This is a genomic window from Micromonospora sp. WMMD734, from assembly GCF_049178975.1.
GTDB lineage: Bacteria > Actinomycetota > Actinomycetes > Mycobacteriales > Micromonosporaceae > Micromonospora > Micromonospora wenchangensis.
The window spans coordinates 4,636,688-4,658,571 of the sequence record NZ_JBMHMK010000001.1 but is presented as its reverse complement, the minus strand read 5'-3'; the positions used below and the strand labels follow the sequence as shown (position 1 = coordinate 4,658,571).

General features: G+C 73.6%; 21 protein-coding genes. 17 read left to right on the top strand and 4 right to left on the bottom strand.

Annotated elements, in window-relative coordinates:
- Positions 1–22 precede the first annotated feature (22 nt).
- A complete protein-coding gene (locus ACN267_RS19790; RefSeq protein ID WP_281900494.1) occupies positions 23–1,033 on the bottom strand; it encodes a hypothetical protein in 1,011 nt (336 codons plus the stop codon).
- A gap of 82 nt (positions 1,034–1,115) precedes the next feature.
- Between ACN267_RS19790 and ACN267_RS19785 the strand changes: the two genes are divergently transcribed.
- Positions 1,116–2,156: a S66 family peptidase gene (locus ACN267_RS19785; RefSeq protein WP_204956465.1), complete on the top strand. Its 1,041-nt coding sequence runs from the start codon at positions 1,116–1,118 to the stop codon at positions 2,154–2,156.
- A 24-nt stretch (positions 2,157–2,180) separates the two neighbouring features.
- Here the strand turns inward: ACN267_RS19785 and ACN267_RS19780 are convergent, their stop codons facing one another.
- Positions 2,181–2,438 (bottom strand): winged helix-turn-helix domain-containing protein, encoded by a 258-nt coding sequence (locus ACN267_RS19780; RefSeq protein ID WP_281900490.1) that lies wholly within the window; start codon positions 2,436–2,438, stop codon positions 2,181–2,183.
- 211 nt (positions 2,439–2,649) lie between these two features.
- Between ACN267_RS19780 and ACN267_RS19775 the strand changes: the two genes are divergently transcribed.
- The 5 genes from ACN267_RS19775 to ACN267_RS19755 all read left to right on the top strand — a co-directional run bounded on the left by ACN267_RS19775 (position 2,650) and on the right by ACN267_RS19755 (position 10,483).
- On the top strand, positions 2,650–2,994 hold the full coding sequence (locus ACN267_RS19775) for a hypothetical protein (protein WP_421489335.1): 345 nt from the start codon (positions 2,650–2,652) through the stop codon (positions 2,992–2,994).
- 224 nt (positions 2,995–3,218) lie between these two features.
- Positions 3,219–6,878: a transcription-repair coupling factor gene (gene mfd / locus ACN267_RS19770; protein ID WP_421489334.1), complete on the top strand. Its 3,660-nt coding sequence runs from the start codon at positions 3,219–3,221 to the stop codon at positions 6,876–6,878.
- A 96-nt stretch (positions 6,879–6,974) separates the two neighbouring features.
- Positions 6,975–7,760: a hypothetical protein gene (locus ACN267_RS19765; protein WP_204956467.1), complete on the top strand. Its 786-nt coding sequence runs from the start codon at positions 6,975–6,977 to the stop codon at positions 7,758–7,760.
- 2 nt (positions 7,761–7,762) lie between these two features.
- Entirely contained in the window at positions 7,763–8,746 is a 984-nt protein-coding gene (locus ACN267_RS19760; RefSeq protein WP_421489333.1) for a nucleoside triphosphate pyrophosphohydrolase, read from the top strand.
- A 117-nt stretch (positions 8,747–8,863) separates the two neighbouring features.
- On the top strand, positions 8,864–10,483 hold the full coding sequence (locus tag ACN267_RS19755) for a DUF885 domain-containing protein (RefSeq protein ID WP_421489332.1): 1,620 nt from the start codon (positions 8,864–8,866) through the stop codon (positions 10,481–10,483).
- Positions 10,484–10,495: 12 nt separating this feature from the next.
- Here the strand turns inward: ACN267_RS19755 and nudC are convergent, their stop codons facing one another.
- Positions 10,496–11,329, bottom strand: a complete 834-nt coding sequence (nudC, locus tag ACN267_RS19750) for an NAD(+) diphosphatase (protein ID WP_421489331.1) — start codon at positions 11,327–11,329, stop codon at positions 10,496–10,498.
- On the bottom strand, positions 11,326–12,018 hold the full coding sequence (locus tag ACN267_RS19745) for a hypothetical protein (RefSeq protein WP_204956471.1): 693 nt from the start codon (positions 12,016–12,018) through the stop codon (positions 11,326–11,328). Before ACN267_RS19745 ends, nudC begins: the two co-directional genes overlap by 4 nt.
- Before the next feature lie 223 nt (positions 12,019–12,241).
- Here ACN267_RS19745 and eno point away from each other — a divergent pair, with 223 nt between their 5' ends.
- The 11 genes from eno (at position 12,242) to ACN267_RS19690 (ending at position 21,868) form a co-directional block, all read left to right on the top strand.
- Entirely contained in the window at positions 12,242–13,525 is a 1,284-nt protein-coding gene (gene eno, locus ACN267_RS19740; protein WP_204956472.1) for a phosphopyruvate hydratase, read from the top strand.
- Between the two features lie 32 nt (positions 13,526–13,557).
- On the top strand, positions 13,558–14,181 hold the full coding sequence (locus ACN267_RS19735; RefSeq protein ID WP_421489330.1) for a septum formation initiator family protein: 624 nt from the start codon (positions 13,558–13,560) through the stop codon (positions 14,179–14,181).
- 34 nt (positions 14,182–14,215) lie between these two features.
- Positions 14,216–14,773 (top strand): DUF501 domain-containing protein, encoded by a 558-nt coding sequence (locus ACN267_RS19730; protein WP_281900476.1) that lies wholly within the window; start codon positions 14,216–14,218, stop codon positions 14,771–14,773.
- 1 nt (position 14,774) lies between these two features.
- A complete protein-coding gene (locus ACN267_RS19725) occupies positions 14,775–15,281 on the top strand; it encodes an amino-acid N-acetyltransferase (protein WP_204956474.1) in 507 nt (168 codons plus the stop codon).
- An 87-nt stretch (positions 15,282–15,368) separates the two neighbouring features.
- Positions 15,369–16,610, top strand: coding sequence for a hypothetical protein (locus ACN267_RS19720; RefSeq protein WP_421489329.1), 1,242 nt, complete (start codon positions 15,369–15,371; stop codon positions 16,608–16,610).
- Between the two features lie 224 nt (positions 16,611–16,834).
- Complete coding sequence (locus tag ACN267_RS19715) at positions 16,835–17,770, top strand: exopolyphosphatase (protein ID WP_421490456.1); 936 nt, start codon at positions 16,835–16,837, stop codon at positions 17,768–17,770.
- 341 nt (positions 17,771–18,111) lie between these two features.
- Positions 18,112–18,444, top strand: a complete 333-nt coding sequence (locus tag ACN267_RS19710) for a PadR family transcriptional regulator (RefSeq protein ID WP_088642881.1) — start codon at positions 18,112–18,114, stop codon at positions 18,442–18,444.
- Positions 18,441–19,502, top strand: a complete 1,062-nt coding sequence (locus tag ACN267_RS19705) for an HAAS signaling domain-containing protein (RefSeq protein WP_421489328.1) — start codon at positions 18,441–18,443, stop codon at positions 19,500–19,502. Before ACN267_RS19710 ends, ACN267_RS19705 begins: the two co-directional genes overlap by 4 nt.
- A 107-nt stretch (positions 19,503–19,609) precedes the next feature.
- Entirely contained in the window at positions 19,610–20,101 is a 492-nt protein-coding gene (locus ACN267_RS19700; RefSeq protein WP_281900470.1) for an LppU/SCO3897 family protein, read from the top strand.
- A 237-nt stretch (positions 20,102–20,338) separates the two neighbouring features.
- Positions 20,339–21,025 (top strand): dienelactone hydrolase family protein, encoded by a 687-nt coding sequence (locus ACN267_RS19695; RefSeq protein WP_204957255.1) that lies wholly within the window; start codon positions 20,339–20,341, stop codon positions 21,023–21,025.
- Between the two features lie 33 nt (positions 21,026–21,058).
- A complete protein-coding gene (locus ACN267_RS19690) occupies positions 21,059–21,868 on the top strand; it encodes a uracil-DNA glycosylase (protein WP_372445864.1) in 810 nt (269 codons plus the stop codon).
- Positions 21,869–21,884 lie beyond the last annotated feature (16 nt).

Below are 21,884 nucleotides of genomic sequence, written 5' to 3'. Positions count from 1 at the left end.
CGGTGTGTCACCTTCCCCACGATCACCGCCCGCCCCGCCCGGCCCCGGCCCGGCGTTCCCGGAACAGGGCGGCGGTGAGCAGGCCGAACAGCCCGAGCGTGACCCAGATGAGCAGCCCGGCCAGCGGCCAGCGGGCCGACCGCCAGTCGAAGTAGACGGCCGATTTGAGTAGGTCGGTGGCGAGGCCGGGGACGTTCCAGCGGTGCATGCCGCGCAGCGCGGCGGGCAGGAACTCGGGGGCGTAGATGCCGCCCGAGCCGGGGTTGCCGAGCACCACCAGCAGCAGGATCACCAGCCCGGTGCCGAGCAGACCCAGCCAGCCCTGCACGGCGGCGGCCACCATCGCGGCGGTGAAGACGGTGAGCATGCCGACCGCCGCCACCGTGACCAGGTCGTGGTCCCAGACGTCGAGGACCGGGCCGACCAGCACCGCGCCGATGGTGCCGAGCAGCACCGCGTGCACGGCCAGCGAGCCGATCCGCAGTCCGGCCCGGCGCAGCCCGCGCGGGGCGGTGCCGAGCGAGACGCCGAGCGCGGTCGAGGCCAGGTAGCCGCCGAGTACCAGCCCGACGGCCAGGTAGAACGGCACCAGGCCACGCGGGTCGTCGGGGGAGACGGGCACCTGGTCGGTGACGGTGAGCGGCACCCCGGCCTGCCGGGCGGCCGGGGTGAGGACCCCGGTGACCAGTTCGGTGGCGGCCGGCGCGGAGGCGCTGGCGGTGGCCAGGGTGAGCGTGCCGTCGGGGGCGGAGGTGAGTACGGCGTACACCTGGCGGGCGGTGAGGGCGTCGTCGGCCGTGCCGGGGTCGGCGTACCCGACGGACTTGATCGTGTCGGTGCGGGCCCGTACGGCGGTCAGCAGCGCTTCGGCGCGCTGGTCGCCGGTCACCACCCCGACCGGCACGTCCCGGGGGCGCGGCTGGTGCAACGCGCCCACGTAGGCCGCGATGAACGCGGTGGCCAGCACCAGCGTGCCGAGCAGCAGCGCCGCCGTGCGGGGCAGCCAGTCCCGGGTCCGCGGCTCCTCGTCCACCGGCCCAGCCTATGGCCGCAATGCCCGACCTGTAGGGCTTTGCCGGGCGAAAAGCGCTGGTGGTGGGCGGTAGGTTCCGCTCGTGGCCCTTCCCGAATACCCCACCAAGCCGAAGCCGGGCGACCGGGTCGCGGTGGTCTCCCCCTCCGCCGGCCTGGCGGGTCTCTTCCCGCACGTCTACGAGCTGGGCCTGCGCCGGCTGCGCGAGGAGTTCGGCCTGGAGCCGGTGGAGTACCCCACGACCCGGCAGACCCGGGCCGACCCCCGGGACCGGGCACGCGACCTGACCGCCGCCTTCGCCGACCCGACGGTCACCGCCGTGCTCGCCACCGTCGGCGGCGACGACCTGATCACCGTCACCCCGCACCTCGACGACGCGGTGCTGCGGGCCAACCCGAAGCCCTACTTCGGCTACTCGGACAACACCAACGTCCTCAACCACCTCTACCGGTTGGGGATGGTGGCCTACCACGGCGGCTCGGTGCTGGTGCACCTCGGCCGGCCCGGCGCGCCGCACCCGCTGACCCTCGACTCGCTGCGCGCCGCCCTGTTCACCTCCGACTGGTACGAGCTGACAGCCGCGCCGCAGTGGGGTGACGAGCCGGGCGACTGGCGGAACCCGGCCACGCTCGCGGTCGAACCGCCGATGCTGCCCGGCGAGGGCTGGCGCTGGCGGGGCCCGTCGACGGTGGTCGAGGGCCGGACCTGGGGCGGCTGCCTGGAGATCCTGCACTGGCTGATGGCCGCCGACCGGGTCCCGTCGGCCGCCGAGCTGGCCGGCTCGGTGCTCGTCGTCGAGACCTCCAACGAGCTGCCCGACGCGCAGGAGGTGTTCCGGATCATGCGGAACATGGGGGAGCGGGGGCTGCTCGCCGCCTTCCCGGCGGTCGTCGTCGGCCGGCCCAAGGCGTGGGACTTCGACCGACCGCTGCCGGTGGCGGACCGGCTGGCGTGGGGTTCCGCCCAGCGTGGCGCGATCGTCCGGGCGCTCGCCGCCTACCACCCGGACGCGGTGGTGGTCTTCGACGTCGACCTCGGCCACACCGACCCGCAGTTGATCGTCCCGTACGGCGGGGAGATCCGGGTCGACGCGGTCGAACGCCGGATCATGGTGCGCTACTGACGGCTCCGGTCGCCGTGATCCGCGCTACCGGGCATCTCGTTTCAGTACGAAGACACCGGCACCTGGTGCGCCTTCCACCAGTCCGCGCGCCTTGAGCCAGTCGATGGCGGAGCGCACCACCTGGCGCGACACCTCGAACTCCGCGCACAGCTCGGTGCCCGAGGGCAGCTTGCTGCCCGGCGGGTACTCGCCCGACTCGATGCGGTGGGTGAGGGTGTCGATGAGTTGCTGCTTCTTCGTGTAGGCAGGCATGGGCAGACTTCCGTGGCAGGTGAAGCCCATGTGATCACGGTGGCCGGCAGAGCGTCAATCAGGAGTGCTCACAGGTATTGACCTGGCATGACAGGTAGTCATAGGTTGAGGGTGGCGACCGTGGCAGGTCCGCCGCGTCGGTACCGGGTGGCCGTGGCAGGACCGCCCGTCGAAACAGGGCGGCCCGGGGTGGAGCTGGCACTCCGCTCCCCGGGCCTTGACCAGGAAAGGACCCTGGCCCATGGGCAACCTACCGAATTCCCCGCACCTGGTGAGTCCCGTCCGACCGTCGGGCTCCGGCCATCCGCCGTGGTGCCTGCGTGGTCCGGACTGCGCCGGCCCGAACGACCTGCACCTGTCCCGACTCCTCGACGCGGCCGTACACGGCGACGAGGTGATCCAGGTCCGGCTCGGCCTGTGGTGCATGGATATCGGCCCGACCCCGCCGTCCGGGCTGCTGTTGGAGTGCTCGGCCGGCGAGGAGGTCGACCGCTGGCCGATCGGCCTCGCCCAGTCCCGCCGCCTGGCCCGCCTGTCCCACCATCTGATCAGCCAGCTCGACCCGCGCCTGACCCGCGCCGCCTGAACACCTCGCGGGTGGGGCGTCGCAATGTCATGGATGTAGTGGTGTCTGCGAGCGGGGATGCCGCTACATCCGCGACATCAAGATGATCTTGGGTGGGGTGAGGGGCTCCTCGGGTGGGCGGGGATAGGGCGGTGGGCGGGGATAGGCTGGTCGACGTGCACCCCCCGTCCGGCCGGACGAGGGGCAGCAGTCGTGCGCGTCGACTCCTCTGGAAGTGATCACTGATGCTCACCGGACTCTTCTCCGCCGCCCTGGCCGACCCCGGGCTTACCCGGGCGCGTGACCTGGCGCGCTCCGGTGCCGCCCAGGTCGACGGGCTGGACCTGACCGCCCCGACCGCGCTGCGCCCGTTCGCCGTGGCCGCCGTCGCCGCCGACCCGGCCGCCGGTGGGGCCGGCCGGCCGGTACTCGCCGTGACCGCCACGAGCCGGGAGGCCGACGACCTGGCCGCCGCGCTGGGCAGCCTGCTCCCCGCCGGGCAGGTCGCGGTCTTCCCGTCCTGGGAGACGCTGCCGCACGAGCGGCTCTCGCCCCGTTCCGACACCGTCGGCCGGCGGCTGGCCGTGCTGCGCCGCCTCGCCCACCCGGACGCGCCGGGCCCACACACCGCCCGCGCCGACGGCAACGCCGACGCCGGCCCGCTGCGGGTGGTGGTGGCACCGGTGCGCTCGCTGCTGCAACCGCAGCTCAGGGGCCTCGGCGACCTGGAACCGGTGCAGCTCGCCGCCGGTGAGGAGGCCGACCTGGAGGAGGTCGCCCGCCGGCTCACCGACCTGGCGTACGCCCGGGTCGACCTGGTCACCAAGCGCGGCGAGTTCGCGGTACGCGGCGGCATCCTGGACGTCTTCCCGCCCACCGACGAGCACCCGTCCCGGGTCGAGTTCTGGGGCGACGAGGTGGAGGAGATCCGCACCTTCGCCGTCGCCGACCAGCGCACCATCGAAGGCGTACCGCAGCTCTGGGCCCCGCCGTGCCGGGAGCTGCTGCTGACCCCGGCGGTGCGTCGGCGGGCCGCCGCGCTCGCCGGGGAGCACCCGGAGCTGGTCGAGATCCTCGACAAGCTGGCCGAGGGCATCCCGGTCGAGGGGATGGAGTCGCTGGTGCCGGCGCTGCTCGGCAGCGAGAGCCTGGAACTGCTGGTGGACACCATGCCGGCCGGCACCCACGTGCTGCTCTGCGACCCGGAGCGGATCCGCACCCGGGCGCACGACCTGGTGCGTACCTCGGAGGAGTTCCTCCAGGCGAGCTGGGCCGCGGCCGCCGTCGGTGGCCAGGCCCCGGTCGACCTCGGCGCCGCCGCCTTCAAATCCCTGGCCGAGGTACGCGCCGCCGCCCGCGCCCTGCGCCAGCCCTGGTGGACCCTCGCCCCGTTCGGACTGGTCGAGGCGGACGCCGCCGCACCGGTCCGGCAGCCCTGGGAGGACGCACCGGCCCAGGCGGACGTGACCCCCGACGACGCGATCGCGGTGAGCCTGGCCGCCCAGCCGGCCCCGCTCTACCACGGTGAGACCGACCGGGTGGTCGACGACCTCAAGCGCTGGACCGGTGAGGGCTGGTCGGTGGCGCTGGTCTTCGAGGGGCACGGTCCCGCCCAACGGGCCGTCGAGGTGCTCCGCGACGCCGGCCTGGGCGCCCGGCTCACCGAGCAGGTGCCGGCCGCGCCCGCCCCCGGCGAGGTGCTGGTCTCCTGCGGCCGCCTGACCGCCGGCTTCGTCGACGAGGCGTCGAAGTTCGTGCTGCTCACCGGCAACGACGTCACCGGCGGCCGGGGCGCCACCACCCGGGACATGCGCAAGATGCCGAGCCGGCGACGCAACACCATCGACCCGCTGGAGCTGAAGGCCGGCGACTTCGTCGTGCACGAGCAGCACGGCATCGGCCGGTACGTCGAGCTGGTGCAGCGCACCGTCAACGGCGCGTCCCGGGAATACCTGGTCATCGAGTACGCGGCCAGCAAGCGCGGCCAGCCCGGCGACCGGCTCTTTGTCCCCACCGACCAGCTCGACCAGCTCTCCCGCTACGTCGGCGGCGAACAGCCCACCCTGCACAAGATGGGCGGCTCGGACTGGCAGAAGTCCAAGGCCCGCGCCCGCAAGGCGGTCAAGGAGATCGCCGCCCAGCTCATCCAGCTCTACGCCGCCCGCAAGGCGTCCAAGGGGCACGCGTTCGCCCCGGACTCCCCGTGGCAGCGGGAGCTGGAGGACGCCTTCCCGTGGCAGGAGACGCCCGACCAGCTGGCCGCCATCGAGGAGGTCAAGCGGGACATGGAGCAGACCGTCCCGATGGACCGGCTGATCTGCGGCGACGTCGGGTACGGCAAGACCGAGATCGCCGTCCGGGCGGCGTTCAAGGCGGTGCAGGACGGCAAGCAGGTGGCGGTGCTGGTGCCGACGACGCTGCTGGTGCAGCAGCACTACAACACGTTCGCCGAGCGGATGAACCAGTTCCCGGTGACCATCAGGCAGCTGTCCCGGTTCCAGACCGCCAAGGAGAGTGAGCGGACGCTGGAGATGGTCGCCGACGGCACGGTCGACATCGTCATCGGCACCCACCGGCTGCTCCAGGCGGCGACCCGGTTCAGGTCCCTCGGCATGGTGGTCATCGACGAGGAGCAGCGGTTCGGCGTCGAGCACAAGGAGCACCTCAAGACGCTGCGCGCCTCGGTCGACGTGCTGAGCATGTCGGCCACCCCGATCCCGAGGACGCTGGAGATGGCGATCACCGGCATCCGGGAGATGTCGACCATCGCCACCCCGCCGGAGGAGCGGCACCCGGTGTTGACCTTCGTCGGGGCGTACGACGGCCGGCAGGTGGCCGCGTCGATCCACCGGGAGTTGCTCCGCGACGGGCAGGTCTTCTACCTGCACAACCGGGTGGAGTCGATCGACCGGACCGCCCGGAAGCTGCGCGAGCTGGTGCCCGAGGCGCGGGTGGCGGTGGCCCACGGGCAGATGGGCGAGGAGGCCCTGGAGAAGGTGATGGTCGGCTTCTGGGAGAAGGAGTTCGACGTCCTGGTCTGCACCACCATCGTCGAGTCCGGCATCGACATCCCGAACGCCAACACCCTGATCGTGGAGCGGGCCGACCTGCTCGGCCTGGCCCAGCTGCACCAGATCCGGGGTCGGGTCGGCCGGGGCCGGGAGCGGGCGTACGCGTACTTCCTCTATCCGCCGGAGAAGCCGCTCACCGAGCATGCGCACGAGCGGCTGGCCACCATCGCCCAGCACACCGAGCTGGGCGCGGGCATGTACGTGGCGATGAAGGACCTGGAGATCCGGGGCGCCGGCAACCTGCTCGGCGGCGAACAGTCCGGGCACATCGAGGGCGTCGGGTTCGACCTGTACGTCCGGATGGTCGGCGAGGCGGTGTCGGCGTTCAAGGGGGAGAGCGCCGAGGATGAGACGGACGTCAAGATCGACCTCCCGATCGACGCCCACCTGCCGCACGACTACGTCGGGGTGGAGCGGCTGCGGCTGGAGATGTACCGCAAGCTCGCCGAGGCACGCGACGACGCCCGGCTGCGCGAGGTGGTGGCCGAGATGACCGACCGGTACGGCGAGCCGCCCGCCCCGGTGCAGAACCTGGTCGCGGTGGCCCGGTTCCGGCTGCTGGCCCGCCGGTACGGCCTGACCGACGTGAGCATGCAGGGCAAGCACCTGCGGTTCGGCCCGCTGCCGCTGCCCGATTCCAAGCAGTTGCGGCTCAAGCGCTACCACCCGGACTCGGTCTACAAGCAGGCCACCGACCAGGTCAGCGTGCCCCGGCCGAGCACCCGCCGGGTCGGCGGCGAGCCGCTGCGCGACCAGGCGCTGCTCGACTGGTGCGCCCAACTCCTCTCCGACGTCCTCGGCGAACCGGCCGCGCTGGCGGGGGCGCGGGGATGAGCGGTCCGTCGCCCGCCCGGTGCGGGGCGTCGGGCGGGCCGGGGCGCACGGTGGGCGGCGTCACCGTACACAGGCAGGCATGAGAGAGTGACCGTCATGCGTGCACGCCGTCTCATCGCCGCCGCCAGCGTCGCGGCCCTGGGTGTCCTCTCCCTCACCGCCTGCGGCAAGGCATCTCCTGATGTGGCCGCATACATCGGCGACAGTCGCTACTCGGTGGCCCGGGTCGACGCGATCTACGACGACGCGCAGACGAGGTACGCCGAGGCGGTGCGGCAGAGCGCGGCCCAGTCCGGCCAGACTCCCGGCCCGGAGCAGTTGCGGGCCGGGCTGACCCGGCAGGACGTGGTGAACCTGCTGGTCAGCATCGACCTGGGCAAGCGGGTCGCGGCCGAGAAGAACCTCCAGGTCCCCGACCAGATCACCCCGGACCAGCTGGCCCAGCAGCTCCAGATGCCGCCGCAGGCGGAGTTCGCGAAGCTGTGGGGCGAGTGGGCCGACCTGTTCGTGGTGCTCAGCCAGCAGTTGCCGCCGGCCGACCTGAGCGACGAGTCGGTGATGGCGGTCTACCACGCGATCGAGAAGACCGGCGGCATCGACAAGGGGCTGTCGGTGGCGCAGGTGCGGCAGCTCTTCGGCGACGGCGGTTTCGTCCGCAGCTCGTCGGCGTTGAGCGCCGCGCTGGGCGAGCAGGCCGACAAGGTCGACGTCGAGGTCAACCCCCGCTACCGGCCGCTCGGCGTCCCCGCCTGGGTCAACAAGGGCCAGGAGCTGGTCTTCTACGCGCTGCCGTACATCGACGCGAGTGGCCCGGTGACCGACGTGTCGACCCCCGAGCCGGTCGCCAGCCCGACCCCGGAGCAGGGACCGGCGGCCTCCTGAGCATGTCCGACCAGATCGTCCTGCTGGTCACCTCGCCCCGGTTGCCGGCCGGTCTGCTGACCGCCGCCGCCTGGGACACGCTGCGCGCCGCGCCGGTGCTGACCGGCGCGGAGAGCGCCCAGGTCACGGCGGTACGCGCGGCCGGCGTACCGGTCACCGTCGTCCCCGCCGGGGCCGGCGACGCGCTGCTCGACGCGGCGGCGGCGCACGGTACGGCGGTCTGGCTGGCCGGCCCGACCGGCGACGAGTCCCTGGCCCGGGAGCTGGGCCTGCGGCTGGCCCGCCAGCCGGGGCTGGCCGAGCTGGAGCTGATGTACGGCTCGTGGGACCCGCCGGGGGCCCGGCTGCTCGACGCGGTCGAGGTGATGGACCGGCTCGCCTCGCCGGGCGGCGACCCGTGGAAGCGGGCGCAGACCCACCGCAGCCTCGCCGGCTTCCTGATCGAGGAGTGCTACGAGGCGTACGACGCGATCAGCGACGGCGACACCGACGCGCTGCGCGAGGAGTTGGGCGACGTGCTGCTCCAGGTGCTGCTGCACGCCCGCCTCGCGGAGAACCTGCCCGAGGACGAGCGGTGGAGCGTCGATGACGTGGCCGGCACCCTGGTCGACAAGATGGTCCGCCGCAACCCGCACGTCTTCTCCGGTGCGCAGGCGGGTTCGCTGGCCGAGATCGAGGCGAACTGGGAGCGGATCAAGCAGGCCGAGAAGGCCCGCGCGTCGGTGCTCGACGGCATCGCCCTGAGCCAGCCCGCCCTGGCCCTGGCGGCCAAGGTGCTGGACCGCGCCGGCCGGGCCGGCCTGACCGTGCCGCCGCCGTCCCCCGACACCCAGCCCGACCCGGAGTCCCGCCTCGGTGCCACCCTGCTGGCCCTGGTCGCCGAGGCCCGCCACGCCGGCCTGGACCCCGAGGCCGCCCTGCGCCGCACCACCCTGGCGCACACCCACACCCTCCGCACCACCGAACCCCCCACTCCGTCGAGTTGATCAAGAGGTATGCGTCATCCCCGCACGCTGCGGTGACGCGAACCTCTTGATCGACGGGGTCGGCGCGGGGCCGGCGCGCGGCCGGTGGGGGGCCGGTGGGGTGGGTAGGGTCGGGGGATGGGTGAATTCGTGCCGCTGGCGGAGCGGATCGTCGAGGCCGTGCTGGAGAGCCGACCCGGGTTCGCCACGTCGGCCGGTGACCACCGCTATGACGACCGGCTGCCCGACCTGTCCGCCCCGGCGGTCGCCGCCGACCAGGCGATGCTGCGCGAGGCCGCCGACGCGCTCGCCGAGGTCGACGCGGACTCGCTCGACGTCGAGGAACAGGTCGACCACTCGCTGCTCGCCGCCCTGGTCGACCGGGAACTGTTCGAGCGCAGCGAGATCCGGGCCTTCGAGTGGGACCCGTTGGTGCACAACCCCGGCCCGCTGCTGCACGCCCTGCTCGCCCGCCCGTACGCGCCGGTGGAGCAGCGGCTGGCGCACCTGGTGGGGCGGCTGACCGCCGTACCCGACGCGTTGGCGACCGCACGGGCGACGCTACGGGACATGCCCCGGGTGCACGCCGAGACGGCGGTCGGGCAGTTCGCCGGCAGCGCCGCGCTGATCCGCGACGAGGTGCCGCTGCTGCTCGCCCAGGCCCCCGCGCTGGCCGGCACGGTGCAGCCGGCGGCGTCGGCGGCGATCGCCGCGCTCGACGAGTTCGTCGGCTGGCTGCGCGCCGGGCTGGCCGCCGACGCCGGGCCGGGCCGCGACCCCCGGCTGGGCCGCCGCCGCTGGGAGGCCCGGCTCTGGCACACCCTCGACACCGAGCTGGGCGCGGCCGAGGTGCAGCGCCGCGCCTGGGCCAACCTGGACCGGGTCACCGCCGAGATCCGCGCCGCCGCCGTCGAGCTGGTCGGTGGCCCGTCCGACGACGAGACGGTACGCCGGGCGCTGGACCTGCTCGCCGCCGAGCACCCCGACGACCACTCCATCGTGGACCTCGCCTCGGTCACCCTCGACGAGGCCGTCGACTTCGTCCGGGCGCACGACCTGGTCAGCCTGGTCGACGACCCGTGCGTGATCCAGGAGATGCCGGAGTTCGCCCGGGGCGTCGCGGTGGCCTACTGCGACTCGCCCGGCCCGCTGGAGCCGGCCGACCTGCCCACCTTCTACTGCATCGCGCCCACCCCGGCGGACTGGCCCGCACACCGGGTCGACTCGTTCTACCGGGAGTACAACGACCACATGATCCGCAACCTGACCGTGCACGAGGCGATGCCGGGGCACTTCCTCCAGCTCGCCCACGCCCGCCGGTACGCCGGGCCCACCCGGGTCCGGGCGCTGACCGAGTCGGGGGTGTTCATCGAGGGCTGGGCGGTCTACACCGAGGAGCTGATGGCCGGCCTCGGCTTCGGTGGCCTGCCGGTCCGCCTCCAGCAGCTCAAGATGCAGCTGCGGATGACCATCAACGCGCTGCTCGACCAGCTGGTCCACTGTGACGGGATGACCGAGGCGGACGCGTTGGCGTTGATGACCGAACGCGGCTTTCAGGAGGAGGGTGAGGCGGCCGGCAAGTGGCGGCGGGCGCTGCTCACCTCGACCCAGCTCTCCACGTACTTTGTCGGCTACAGCGAGCTGGCCGACATCGCCGCCGCCCGCCCGGCCGGGGTGCCGCTGCGCGGGTGGCACGACGCGATGCTCGCCCACGACTGCCCGCCGCCACGCCACCTGCGTACCCTGCTCGGCGTCTGAGCCCGCCCGGGTTCAGCCCCGGGCCACGACCGCGTCGATGAGCCAGCGGGAGATCGAGTACGCCGGTGGCAGCTCGGCCGGCAGCGCGTCCACCGGGAACCAGCGGGCCCGCACCAGCTCCCGCCCGTCCACCTCCGGCTCGGCGGTGGGGTCGGCGGCGGTGGCGAAGAAGCCGGCGAGCAGCACCCCCGGCCCGGAGATCGCCCAGGGCTGGCTGCCGAAGTAGTCGACGCTGCCCAGGGCCAGCCCCACCTCCTCGGTGACCTCGCGGCGGACCGCCGTCTCCAACGACTCGCCGGCCTCGACGAAGCCGGCGACCAGCGCCCACAGCCCGGTCGGGCCGGACGCGTGCCGCACCAGCAGCAGCTCGGTGGGGCCGCCGGCCGGCCCCGGACGGGTGATCGCCGCCAGCACCGCCGGGGAGAGCCGCAGCGGCACGTACAGGTCGCAGGCGGGGCAGCGCCGGGCCGTCCCGCCGGGCAGGTCGGCCAGTTCCGCCCGGCAGGCCCCGCACCAGCGGTGGGTACGCCGGAAGGTGACCACGGCCACCGCCCGTCCGGCGAGCGTGGCGAGCGGTTCGGGCAGCTCGGCGGCGAGCGCCCGCCAACTGCGCCAGCGCCCGGCCGGTCGGGTCGCCTCGTCCGGTGCCGCCGCCGCCCAGGCCGGCACCCCGTCCAGCGTGCCCACCGGCACCCAGCCGGTCCCGTCCGGCAGCTCGCCGACCCGGGGCAGGCCCCCGTCGGGGGTGGTGAGGAGCCGGTGGCCGGCCACCAGCAGGCCCAGGTCGCCGGGCGCGGGCGACGGGTCGGCGGCTGGGGTGGGGTCTGCGGGTGGAGGGACGGTCACGACGTCGCCGGCCGGCGGTCGGTCACCCCGGCGCCGGCGGGCAGGTCGAACGCTGTCGGTGTCACCGAGTCGGTGTAACGGTCCAGGGTCAACTCGACGGGTTGGCCGTCGAGGACCCCGGTGAAGCTGCCGAGCACACCCTCGCTGGTGACGCAGGTGTCGAAGTTCCCGGCGGCCCGGCGGACCTCGACACAGGTGGCGTGGTGCCCGGTGATCGTGGTGTCGGTCTGCTTGACCTGGGCTGCCGGGTCGAGGGCGGCCTCGGTGAGCAGGCCGATCACCGCCGGCGGGGTGACCAGTCCGGCCTTGCGGGCCTCGGTGAACAGCGGCACGGCGGCCTTGCCGGACATCAGCACCGGCGGCTCGACCGTGCAGGTGGTCCGCCCGGCGGTGGTCGCGCACCTGGTGATGGCCTGCTCGGAGACGGTGATCTTGCCGGCCGTCCAGGTGTACGCGGACCGGGCCGGCTCCTTCGTCTGGGCGATGGTGAAGTCCCGACCACCGGCGAGCCGGTACTCGGCGGTCCAGGTCCGCACCAGCGACTCGTCGAGCCGGGTGGCGAGATCGTTGATCAGATCGGCGCGGCCGAGGGTGCGCCCGGCGTCGTCGAGGGTCTGACAGCCGGTGACGGTGAGCGACGCGATGACCGACACGGCGAGCACGCGGAGGGTGGTCGAGACGGCGGGCATGGCGACCAGCGTGGTCGATCGGGTCCACCCGGCGCAAACCGGTTGCCGGTTCAGGGGTGAGAATCCGGGAATGTCCGTCCCGGCGTACCGATTAGGGGTGGGCTACGTGTCCCCGGACGCCGTGCGGCCGGACGCCGCCCGATACGCTGCGTTCAACACACCTGCCTCAGCCGCACCGTCGCGGCCCGAACCGGATTCGCACACACGAACGAGGAGCGACTCAGTGGCAACCATCGAGGGAATCGTCGCCCGGGAGATTCTCGACTCGCGGGGCAACCCCACGGTCGAGGTCGAGGTAGGGCTGGACGACGGCACGATCGCCCGCGCCGCCGTACCCTCCGGCGCCTCCACCGGCGCCTTCGAAGCGGTCGAACTGCGCGACGGTGACAAGGGCCGCTACCTGGGCAAGGGCGTCGAGAACGCGGTCGCCAACATCGAGGACAAGATCGTCGACCAGCTCATCGGCTACGAGGCCAGCGAGCAGCGGCTGATCGACCAGAAGATGCTCGACCTCGACGGCTCCGACAACAAGGGCGAGCTGGGCGCGAACGCGATCCTCGGGGTCTCGCTGGCGGTGGCCAAGGCCGCGGCCGGCAGCGCCGAGCTGAGCCTGTTCCGCTACCTGGGCGGCCCCAACGCCCACCTGCTGCCGGTGCCGATGATGAACATCCTCAACGGTGGGGCGCACGCCGACTCGAACGTCGACGTGCAGGAATTCATGATCGCGCCGATCGGGGCACCCAGCTTCCGGGAGGCGCTGCGCTCCGGGGCCGAGGTCTACCACGCGCTGAAGTCGGTGCTCAAGAAGAAGGAGCTCTCCACCGGCCTGGGTGACGAGGGCGGCTTCGCCCCCAACCTGCCCAGCAACGCCGCCGCGCTGGACCTGATCGCCGAGGCGGTCGAGAAGGCCGGCTACCGGCTGGGCACCGACATCGTCTTCGCCCTCGACGTGGCCGCCACCGAGTTCTTCGACAACGGCACCTACACGTTCGAGAGCGCTGCCAAGAGCGCCGAGGAGATGAGCAACTACTACACCAAGCTCATCGGCGACTACCCGATCGTCTCCATCGAGGACCCGCTGGCCGAGGACGACTGGAGCGGCTGGGCCACCCTGACCGCCGCCGTCGGCGACCGGATCCAGATCGTCGGCGACGACCTGTTCGTCACCAACCCGCAGCGCATCGCCCGGGGCATCACCGAGAAGGCCGCCAACGCGGTGCTCGTCAAGGTCAACCAGATCGGCTCGCTGACCGAGACGCTGGACGCCGTCGACCTGGCCCACCGGGCCGGCTTCAAGTGCATGATGAGCCACCGCTCCGGCGAGACCGAGGACACCACCATCGCCGACCTGGCCGTGGCCACCGGCTGCGGCCAGATCAAGACCGGTGCCCCGGCCCGGTCCGACCGGGTCGCCAAGTACAACCAGCTCCTGCGGATCGAGGAGGAGCTGGGCGACGCGGCGCGGTACGCCGGCGTCGGCGCGTTCCCGCGTTACCGTTCGGCCTGACCCGGGCGAACCTCGGGGGGAGGGGTGTGACGATGCAGCAGCGCCGCACACCGGGTGGCCAGCGCCCGGCCCGCCGGCCGACCGGTCGGCCGGGCGGGGCCCGGGGTGCCCGCACGCCGGTGCGCGACGGCGGGGTCCGTGCCGAGACGCGGACCACCGCGGCCCGCTCGCGCGGTGTCGACGGTGTCCGGTCGGCCAACCGCCCGGCGGCGGCCCGCCGCACGGCGGCCGGCGGCACCATCCGCCGGCTCACCGCACCCCACCCCCGACGGTTCACCGGGCGGGCCACCGTCCTGTTCGCGGTGCTGCTCGCGCTCGCCCTGGCCTACACCTACCCGGTCCGGGTCTACCTCGACCAGCAGGTCGACATCGAGCGGATGGAGGCCAGCCAGGCCGCCCAACGCGCGCAGATCGCCGAGCTGTCCGCCCAGGCGGCGAAGTGGCAGGACCCCGAATACATCAAGATCAAAGCGCGGGAACGGTTCTACATGGTGGCCCCGGGCGAGACGCCGGTGATCGTGCTCAACGACGCCGACGGAGCGGCCCGCGACGCCAACGGCGGTCGGCCGCCAGCCACGCCCAAGGCCCCCGTCCCCTGGTACGACACCCTGTGGTCGAGCGTCCGGGCGGCGAACGGCGAAGCCGCCGACCAGTGAGCAGCACCCGCGTACCGAACGAGAGATGGGCACCGTGACTGTCGTACCACCGCAGGAGCCGGCGGCGGACTCCGTACCCCCGCCGGAGCACCAGCCGGCCACCGAGGCCGACCTGGCCGCGGTGGCCGCGCAGCTCGGCCGCCCGCCCCGGGGCACCCGGGCGGTGGCCCACCGCTGCCCGTGCGGCCTGCCCGACGTGGTGCAGACGACGCCCCGGCTGGCCGACGGCACCCCCTTCCCGACGCTGTTCTACCTGACCTGCCCCCGGGCGACGGCGGCGTGCAGCCGGCTGGAGTCGGCCGGGCTGATGAAGGAGATGGCCGAGCGGCTCGCCGACGACCCGGAGCTGGCCGACCGGTACCGGGCCGCGCACGAGGACTACCTGGCCCGCCGGGCCGCGATCGGCGAGGTGCCGGAGATCGCCGGCATCTCCGCCGGGGGGATGCCCGGCCGGGTGAAGTGCCTGCACGTGCACGTGGGCCACGCGCTCGGCGCCGGGCCCGGCGTCAACCCGTTCGGCGACGAGACGCTCGCCCTGGTGGAGAAGTGGTGGGCGGCCGGGCCGTGCGTGGACGTGCCGACGGCGCAGTGAGATGACCGACGAGATCGTGGTACGCCGGGCCCGCACCGGCGACGTACGCGGCATCCGCCGGCTGGTCGACACCTACACCGACGACCGGCGGCTGCTCAGCAAGGCCACCGTCACCCTCTACGAGGACGTGCAGGAGTTCCGGGTCGCGGTGACCGCCGACGGGCGGGTGGTCGGCTGCGGCGCGCTGCACGTGATGTGGGAGGACCTCGCCGAGATCCGTACCGTGGCCGTCGACCCGGCCTGCCGGGGGCGGCGGCTCGGCCACCGGATCGTCACCGAGCTGATCGACGCCGCCCGGGAGTTGGGCATCGCCCGGATCTTCGTGCTCACCTTCGAGACGGCGTTCTTCGGCGCGTTCGGGTTCACCGAGATCGACGGCGCACCGGTGCCCCAGCCCGTCTACGAGCAACTGCTGCGCTCCTACGACGAGGGCGTCGCCGAGTTCCTCGACCTGGAACGGGTCAAGCCGAACACCCTGGGCAACACCCGGATGCTGCTGCGCCTCTAACCGTCGGGCGGGCCCGGGCCCGGTGCTGCTGCCCGGCGGCGCGCCGGGACCCGGCCCGGTCTTGACCCGGCCCGGCACCCTGGGCCGGTGACGATCCTGCGTCGGTTGGTTGCGGTGCCCGCCGCCCTGGTGACCCTGTTCGCGCTGGTGGGCGTGGCCCGGCTGATCGCCCCGGCGACCGGTGGCGTCGACCGCCAGCCGCCCGGGGTGGACCGGCAACTCGACTACCTGCGCGCCGAACTGGACGACGGTGCCGGTGAGGACGCCCAGGCGATGTTCCCGGAGGGCTGGTTCTTCGCCCACGCGCTGTACGGGCTGGCCCGGGTGGAGACCGGCCTGCGGCAACCACCGCAGGAGCGCGACGAGGTGCTGCGGGAGGCCCGGTGGGCGCTGGCCCGGCTGGAGTCCCCGGCCGGCACGGCCCCGTTCAGCGCCGACCTGACCCCGGCGTACGGCGTGTTCCACGCCGGCTGGACGAACTGGCTGCGCGGCGGGGTGCTCGCCCTGCAACCGACGTCGGGGCGGGACCCGGCCGAGGTACGCCGGTTCGCCGAGACGTCGGCGACGCTGGCCGCCGCGTTCGACGCCTCGGCCACGCCGTACCTCGCCGCCTACCCGGGGCAGGCGTGGCCGGTCGACTCGACGGTGGCGGTGGCCTCGCTGCGGCTGCACGACCACCTGCTGCCGCCCCGGTTCGAGCGGACCACGGCACGCTGGCTGGACGGCGTACGCCAGCGGCTCGACCCGCGTACCGGCCTGCTGCCGCACCGGGTCGACCCGGGCAGCGGCGCGCCGGCCGAGGTGGCCCGGGGCACCTCGCAGAGTGTCATCCAGCGGTTCCTGCCGGAGATCGACCCGACCTTCGCCCGCGACCAGTACCTGCGCTTCCGCACCGGGTTCGTGGTGTCCCCGCTGGGGCTCGGCCCGGCCGTGCGGGAGTACCCGCGCGGCCTGGACGGCCCGGGTGACGTCGACTCGGGGCCGCTGCCGCTCGGGGTGAGCTTCTCGGCCACCGTGGTGACCCTCGGGGCGGCCCAGGTGCAGGGCGACGACGCGCTGGCCGGGGCGCTGGCCAACTACGGCGAACTGGTCGGCTTCCCGCTGGACACCCCGCACACCCGCCGGTACGCCTTCGGCCTGCTCCCGATCGGCGACGCCTTCCTGGCCTGGTCGAAGACCGCCCGCCCATGGGTCTCCGCGCCCGCCGACCCGCCACCGGCGACCGTGGACCCGTGGTGGCGCGCGCCGCTGGTGGCGCTGCTGGTGCTGCTCGCCGTGCTGGCCTGGGCGCCGTGGCTGCTGCTGCGACGGCTCTCCCGGCGTCGGTGACCGCTGCCGTTCGGTGCCGGCCGTTGCCGGCCGGCGGTTGCGCGCGGTCGGTGCCCCCGTGGCTGGTCGGGCGCGGCGCGTGCCTGGTCGGCGCTGCCGTGCGTGGTCGGGCGCGGCGCGTGCCTGGTCGGTGCTGCCGTGCGTGGTCGGGCGCGGCGCGTGCCTGGTCGGCGCTGCCGCGCGTGGTCGGCGGCTGCCGTAGGGTTGCTGCCGTGACGACGCGTGTGGCCGCCATCGACTGCGGGACCAACTCCATCCGCCTGCTGGTCGCCGACCTGCCCGACCCGTCGGCCGGGCCGCAGGCCCCGCTGGTCGACCTGGCCCGTCGGATGGAGATCGTCCGGCTCGGGCAGGGGGTCGACCGCACCGGTCGGCTGGCCCCCGAGGCGATCGAGCGGACCCGGGTGGCGCTGGCCGGGTACGCCGCGGAGATCGAGCGGCTGGGCGTCGACCGGGTCCGGATGTGCGCCACCTCGGCGTCCCGCGACGCCAGCAACGCGGCCGACTTCCGGGCCATGGTCACCCAGACCCTCGGGGTCGCGCCCGAGGTGGTCAGCGGCGACGAGGAGGCCCGGCTGTCGTTCACCGGCGCGGTCCGGGGGCTGCCCGCCGACGCGGAGCCGCCGTACCTGGTGGTCGACATCGGCGGTGGTTCGACCGAGTTCGTGGTGGGCACCCGCGAGGGTGGGGTGCAGTCGGCGATCTCGGTCGACATCGGCTGCGTCCGGATGACCGAGCGGCACCTGCACGGCGACCCGCCGACCGTCGACGAGGTCGCCGCCGCGCAGGCCGACATCGCCACCGCAGTGGACCTGGCGCTGGCCGCCGTCCCGGGTCGCGAGGCCGCCACGCTGGTCGGCCTCGCCGGGTCGGTCACCACCGTCGTCGCCATCGCCCAGGACCTCCAGGAGTACGACCCGGAGCGCATCCACCACGCCCGGGTGTCGTACGAGCGGGTGGCCGGGGTGACCGCCGACCTGCTGGCGAAGACCGCCGCGCAGCGGCTGGCGATCCCGGTGATGCACCCGGGCCGGGCGGACGTGATCGGGGCGGGTGCGCTGGTGCTGAAGGTGATCATGGAGCGGGCCGGGATGTCCTCGGTGGTCGCCTCCGAACACGACATCCTCGACGGCATCGCCTGGAGCCAGCAACCCGCCTGACGCCTGACCACCACCCTTTCTCCGGCCCTCTCCGCCCTCGCCCGCTCGACATCGAGCCTGGCGATCAAGAGATTTGCGTCAAAACCCCGTCGGATCATGACGCAAACCTCTTGATCACGGGGCAAGGGCGTGGTGATCAAGAGGTTTGCGTCGGGAATCCGGGCGGGGATGACGCGAACCTCTTGATCACCGGGGCCGGGGGCCGGGGAAGCGGGGAGGGGAGCGGGTGCGGGGCGGGGAGTGGGGGCGGGGGGCGGCACTGGGTGGCCGGGGAGGGCGGGGGGCCGGGCCTGCTATTGCGTTGTTGACGGTACTTCGCACTGCGCAGTAGTGTGTGTTGCGTGGACACCACACAACTGCTCAAAGGTGTGCTCGACCTGGCCGTGCTCGCCGTGCTGCGGGATTCCGACGGTTACGGCTACGACATCCTGCGCCGGCTGCGCGAGGCCGGGCTGGAGGAGGTGGGCGACGCCTCGGTCTACGGCACCCTGCGCCGGCTCTTCGCCGCCGGCCTGCTCACCACCTATGTCGTGCCGAGCGAGGCCGGCCCGCACCGCAAGTACTACGCGCTCAACGCCGCCGGCCGTGACCAGCTCACCCGCTCCGGCAAGACCTGGCGCGCGTTCGCCACGACGATGGACCAACTGCTCGACGATCGGGGGATGGCGGCATGACCGTCACTGGGCAGGAAATCACGGACTACGTCGAGCGGGTGCGGGCGGCGCTTGCCGACCTGCCACCGCAGGCCCGCGACGAGTTGACCGAGGACCTTCCGGAACACCTCGCCGAGGTCGCCGCCGAGGCCGACGGTTCGCTGGTCGACCGGCTCGGCACCCCCGAGGCGTACGCGGCGGAGCTGCGCGCCGCCGCCGGAGCGGGTGACCCGGCGGCCGGCCGGCGGGCGCTGGAACGGCGGATCGCCACCGTGCTGGGGCGGGCCCGGGCCCGGATCGACCGGCTCGACAGCCGGTTCGGCCCCGTGTTCGGTCACGACACGGCGGGGGAGTTCCTGCGGCTGCTGCGCCCGGCGTGGTGGGTGGCCCGCGCCTACCTGGCCGCGATGCTGCTCACCGCGATCAGCACCGACGGCCCGCTCGGCCTGCTGCCCCGGCTCGACGGCCACGGGTTCGTCGGCCTGCTGATGTTCGTCGGCCTGCTGTACGGCTCCGTCTGGTTGGGGCGACGCACCCACGAGCTGCGGTCCTGGCGGCGCTGGGCGTTGCACGCCAGTTCGGCGGTGCTGGCGCTGTTCGCGGTCGCCGCGGTGGCGGACGTGGACGACCACGCCCGCTCCGGCTACGACTACGGCTACGAGTCGACCTCGGTGGACAACCCCTACAACGAGGTGCAGGACGTCTACGTCTACGACAGCGAGGGGCGGTTGGTGGAGAACGCCAGGCTCTTCGACCAGAACGGCACCCCGATCCGGCTGGGCTGGCCGGCCTGCGACGATCCCGCCCTGCCGGACGTCAACCCGGTGCAGCGCGCCTACCCGTACTGCCCGCAGCAGGCGCCGTTCCGGCCGCATCCGCCGGCCGCCGTCCCGCTGCCGCCCGGGTCCGGCGGGTCGCCGACGCCGACCGGGCCCGGTCCGGAGCCGACGGCCACCGGGCCGGAGGTGACGCCGACGGCCACCGTACCGGGCGCTCCGGTGCCCACCGCATCCGTGCCGGTCGGGTCACCCTCGGTGTCCAGGTCGGCGGGGGTGCCTCTGCCCACCACCAGCGGTTGACCTGTCGTTCCTGGGAAATGGCTGAACGGACGATGGGGACGGGGCAGCACGCGCTGATCTTCGTCGCTACGTTGTCGTCTGCTCATCCCCCCTCGGAAGGAAATTCAGTGTCAGAGCAGGTCGCATCGTCCCCCGCGCCGCAGGCGGAGCAGGTGGCCCAGTCCGAGTCGGTCACCCCGGCCCCCGCCGCACAGCCGGAGGAGCCGAAGGGTGGCGGCGCGAAGAAGGCGCTCGGCATCATCGGCGCGATCGTCGCCTTCCTGGTGATCGCGGCGCTGAAGTTCGGCGTCGCCAGCGCTATCGGCAACTTCCTCAACCCCGACGAGACGGCCGAGGCGAAGGCCGGCGACTGCATCGCCGAGCTGCCGGAGGTGACCGGCACGCAGGAGAAGTCGGTGAGCGACGCCAAGGTGGTCACGTGCACCTCGACCGAGGCCGTCTACAACGTGGTCGGCCGGGTGGAGGAGCAGACCGAGGCGCAGGCCAAGACCGGCAAGGCGTGCGAGCAGTACATCAAGGAGGGTGAGGACGGCTACGTCTTCTACAACATCGCCCCGGGCGGCAAGGGCTACCTGCTCTGCCTGACCAAGAAGGCCTGACCGGCAGGCCCAGCGGCCAGGTCGGGGCACGGATAGCCCGGCCGGACGACGATCCGCCGACGGCGGCGCGGGAATCCCGCGCCGCCGTCGGCGTGTTGCATGCCACCGTCCGGTGAACGGGAGGTATATGCCACTGTTCCGGCATCTTCCCGGCACGCGTACGGCGTGGCAGGCTACCGACACGTAGGAACGCCCTGCGACCAGCCAACGATGACTGACCGACAGGAGGACGGGCCGATGGGTGAGATGGTGCGTTACCGCCGTGACGCGGGGACCGGCGAGGGGTATCTCGCGATACCGTCCAGCGGCACGGCCAGCCCGGCGGTCATCGTCATCCAGGACTGGTGGGGCCTCGTCCCGCACATCCGTTCGGTGGTGGACCGGTTCGCCGACGCCGGCTTCGTCGCGCTGGCCCCCGACTTCCGGCACGGCCAGCCGGCCAGCAAGCCGAGCGAGCCCCGGCAGATGCTCAACAGCACCCAGATGGACGAGGCGGCGGCCGACATCGCCGTGGCGGCGGAATACCTGGCCGGCCGGGCCGAGGTGACCGGCAAGGTGGGCTGCGCCGGGTTCTGCGCCGGGGCCAGCCTGGCGCTGTGGGCGGCCACCCGGGCCGAGCGGATCGTCGCCACCGCCGCCTTCTATCCCCGGCTGCCGTGGGACGGGATGCCCGCCGAGTGGACCGACTACGCGGGCAAGGCGGCCGTCGTGCACTGCTCCGAGGCCGACGGCCTGTCCGCCGCCGACGGCGTGCAGACCGTGCGCCGGGCCGTGGAGAACGCCGGCGGCACCTGCCAGACGTACGACTACCCGGGCACCGCGCACGCGTTCTTCAACGAGGACCGGCCGGAGAACTTCGACCAGCGGGCCGCCGCCACCGCCTGGGCCCGTACCCTCGAACTCTTCCGGGCCAAGCTTGGCTGAGCACCGGCCAGCCGACGGGCGGGGGCGTTGACGGTGCCCGGGCCGGCCGGGTCCCGTACCCCCGCCGAGGTGGTCGCCCGCGCCGCGCGGGCGACCGACCTGGCCGACCTCGACGGCGCGATCACCGACTGCTTCGCCTGCCCCCGGCTGGTCGACTGGCGGGAGGAGGTCGCCCGCACCAGGCGGGCCGCGTTCCGCGACCAGGACTACTGGGGTCGCCCGGTGCCCGGCTTCGGTGCCCCGGACAACCGTGCCGGGCGCGGTGGCGCGGGCCCGCCGGCCACCGGGCCGGGTCCGGCGTCCGAGGCCCGGATCGCCATCCTCGGGCTGGCCCCGGCGGCGCACGGGGGCAACCGGACCGGCCGGGTCTTCACCGGGGACCGCTCCGGCGACGTGCTCTTCGCCGCCCTGCACCGCGCCGGGCTGGCCAACCAACCCACCAGCGTCGCCGCCGACGACGGTCTCACCCTGGCCGGCGTGCGGATCTTCGCCGCCGTGCGCTGCGCCCCGCCGGACAACAAGCCCACGCCGGCCGAGCGGGACACCTGCGCCCCCTGGGTGCACCGGGAGGTGGCGCTGATCCGACCCACCCTGCGGGTGGTCGTCGCGCTCGGCGCGTTCGCCTGGGCGGCGTGGTGGCCGGTGCTACGCCAGGTGTACGGCGTCCGGCCGCCCAGCCCGCGACCGGTCTTCGGCCATGGGGCACACTGGTCCGGGTCGGCCGCTCCCGATCTGCTCGGTTGCTACCACGTCAGCCAGCAGAACACCTTCACCGGGCGGTTGACCACACAGATGCTGGACGATGTGTTCGCCCGGGCGAAACAGCTCGCGGGGGTGGACTGAGCAGCGTGGGACGGTG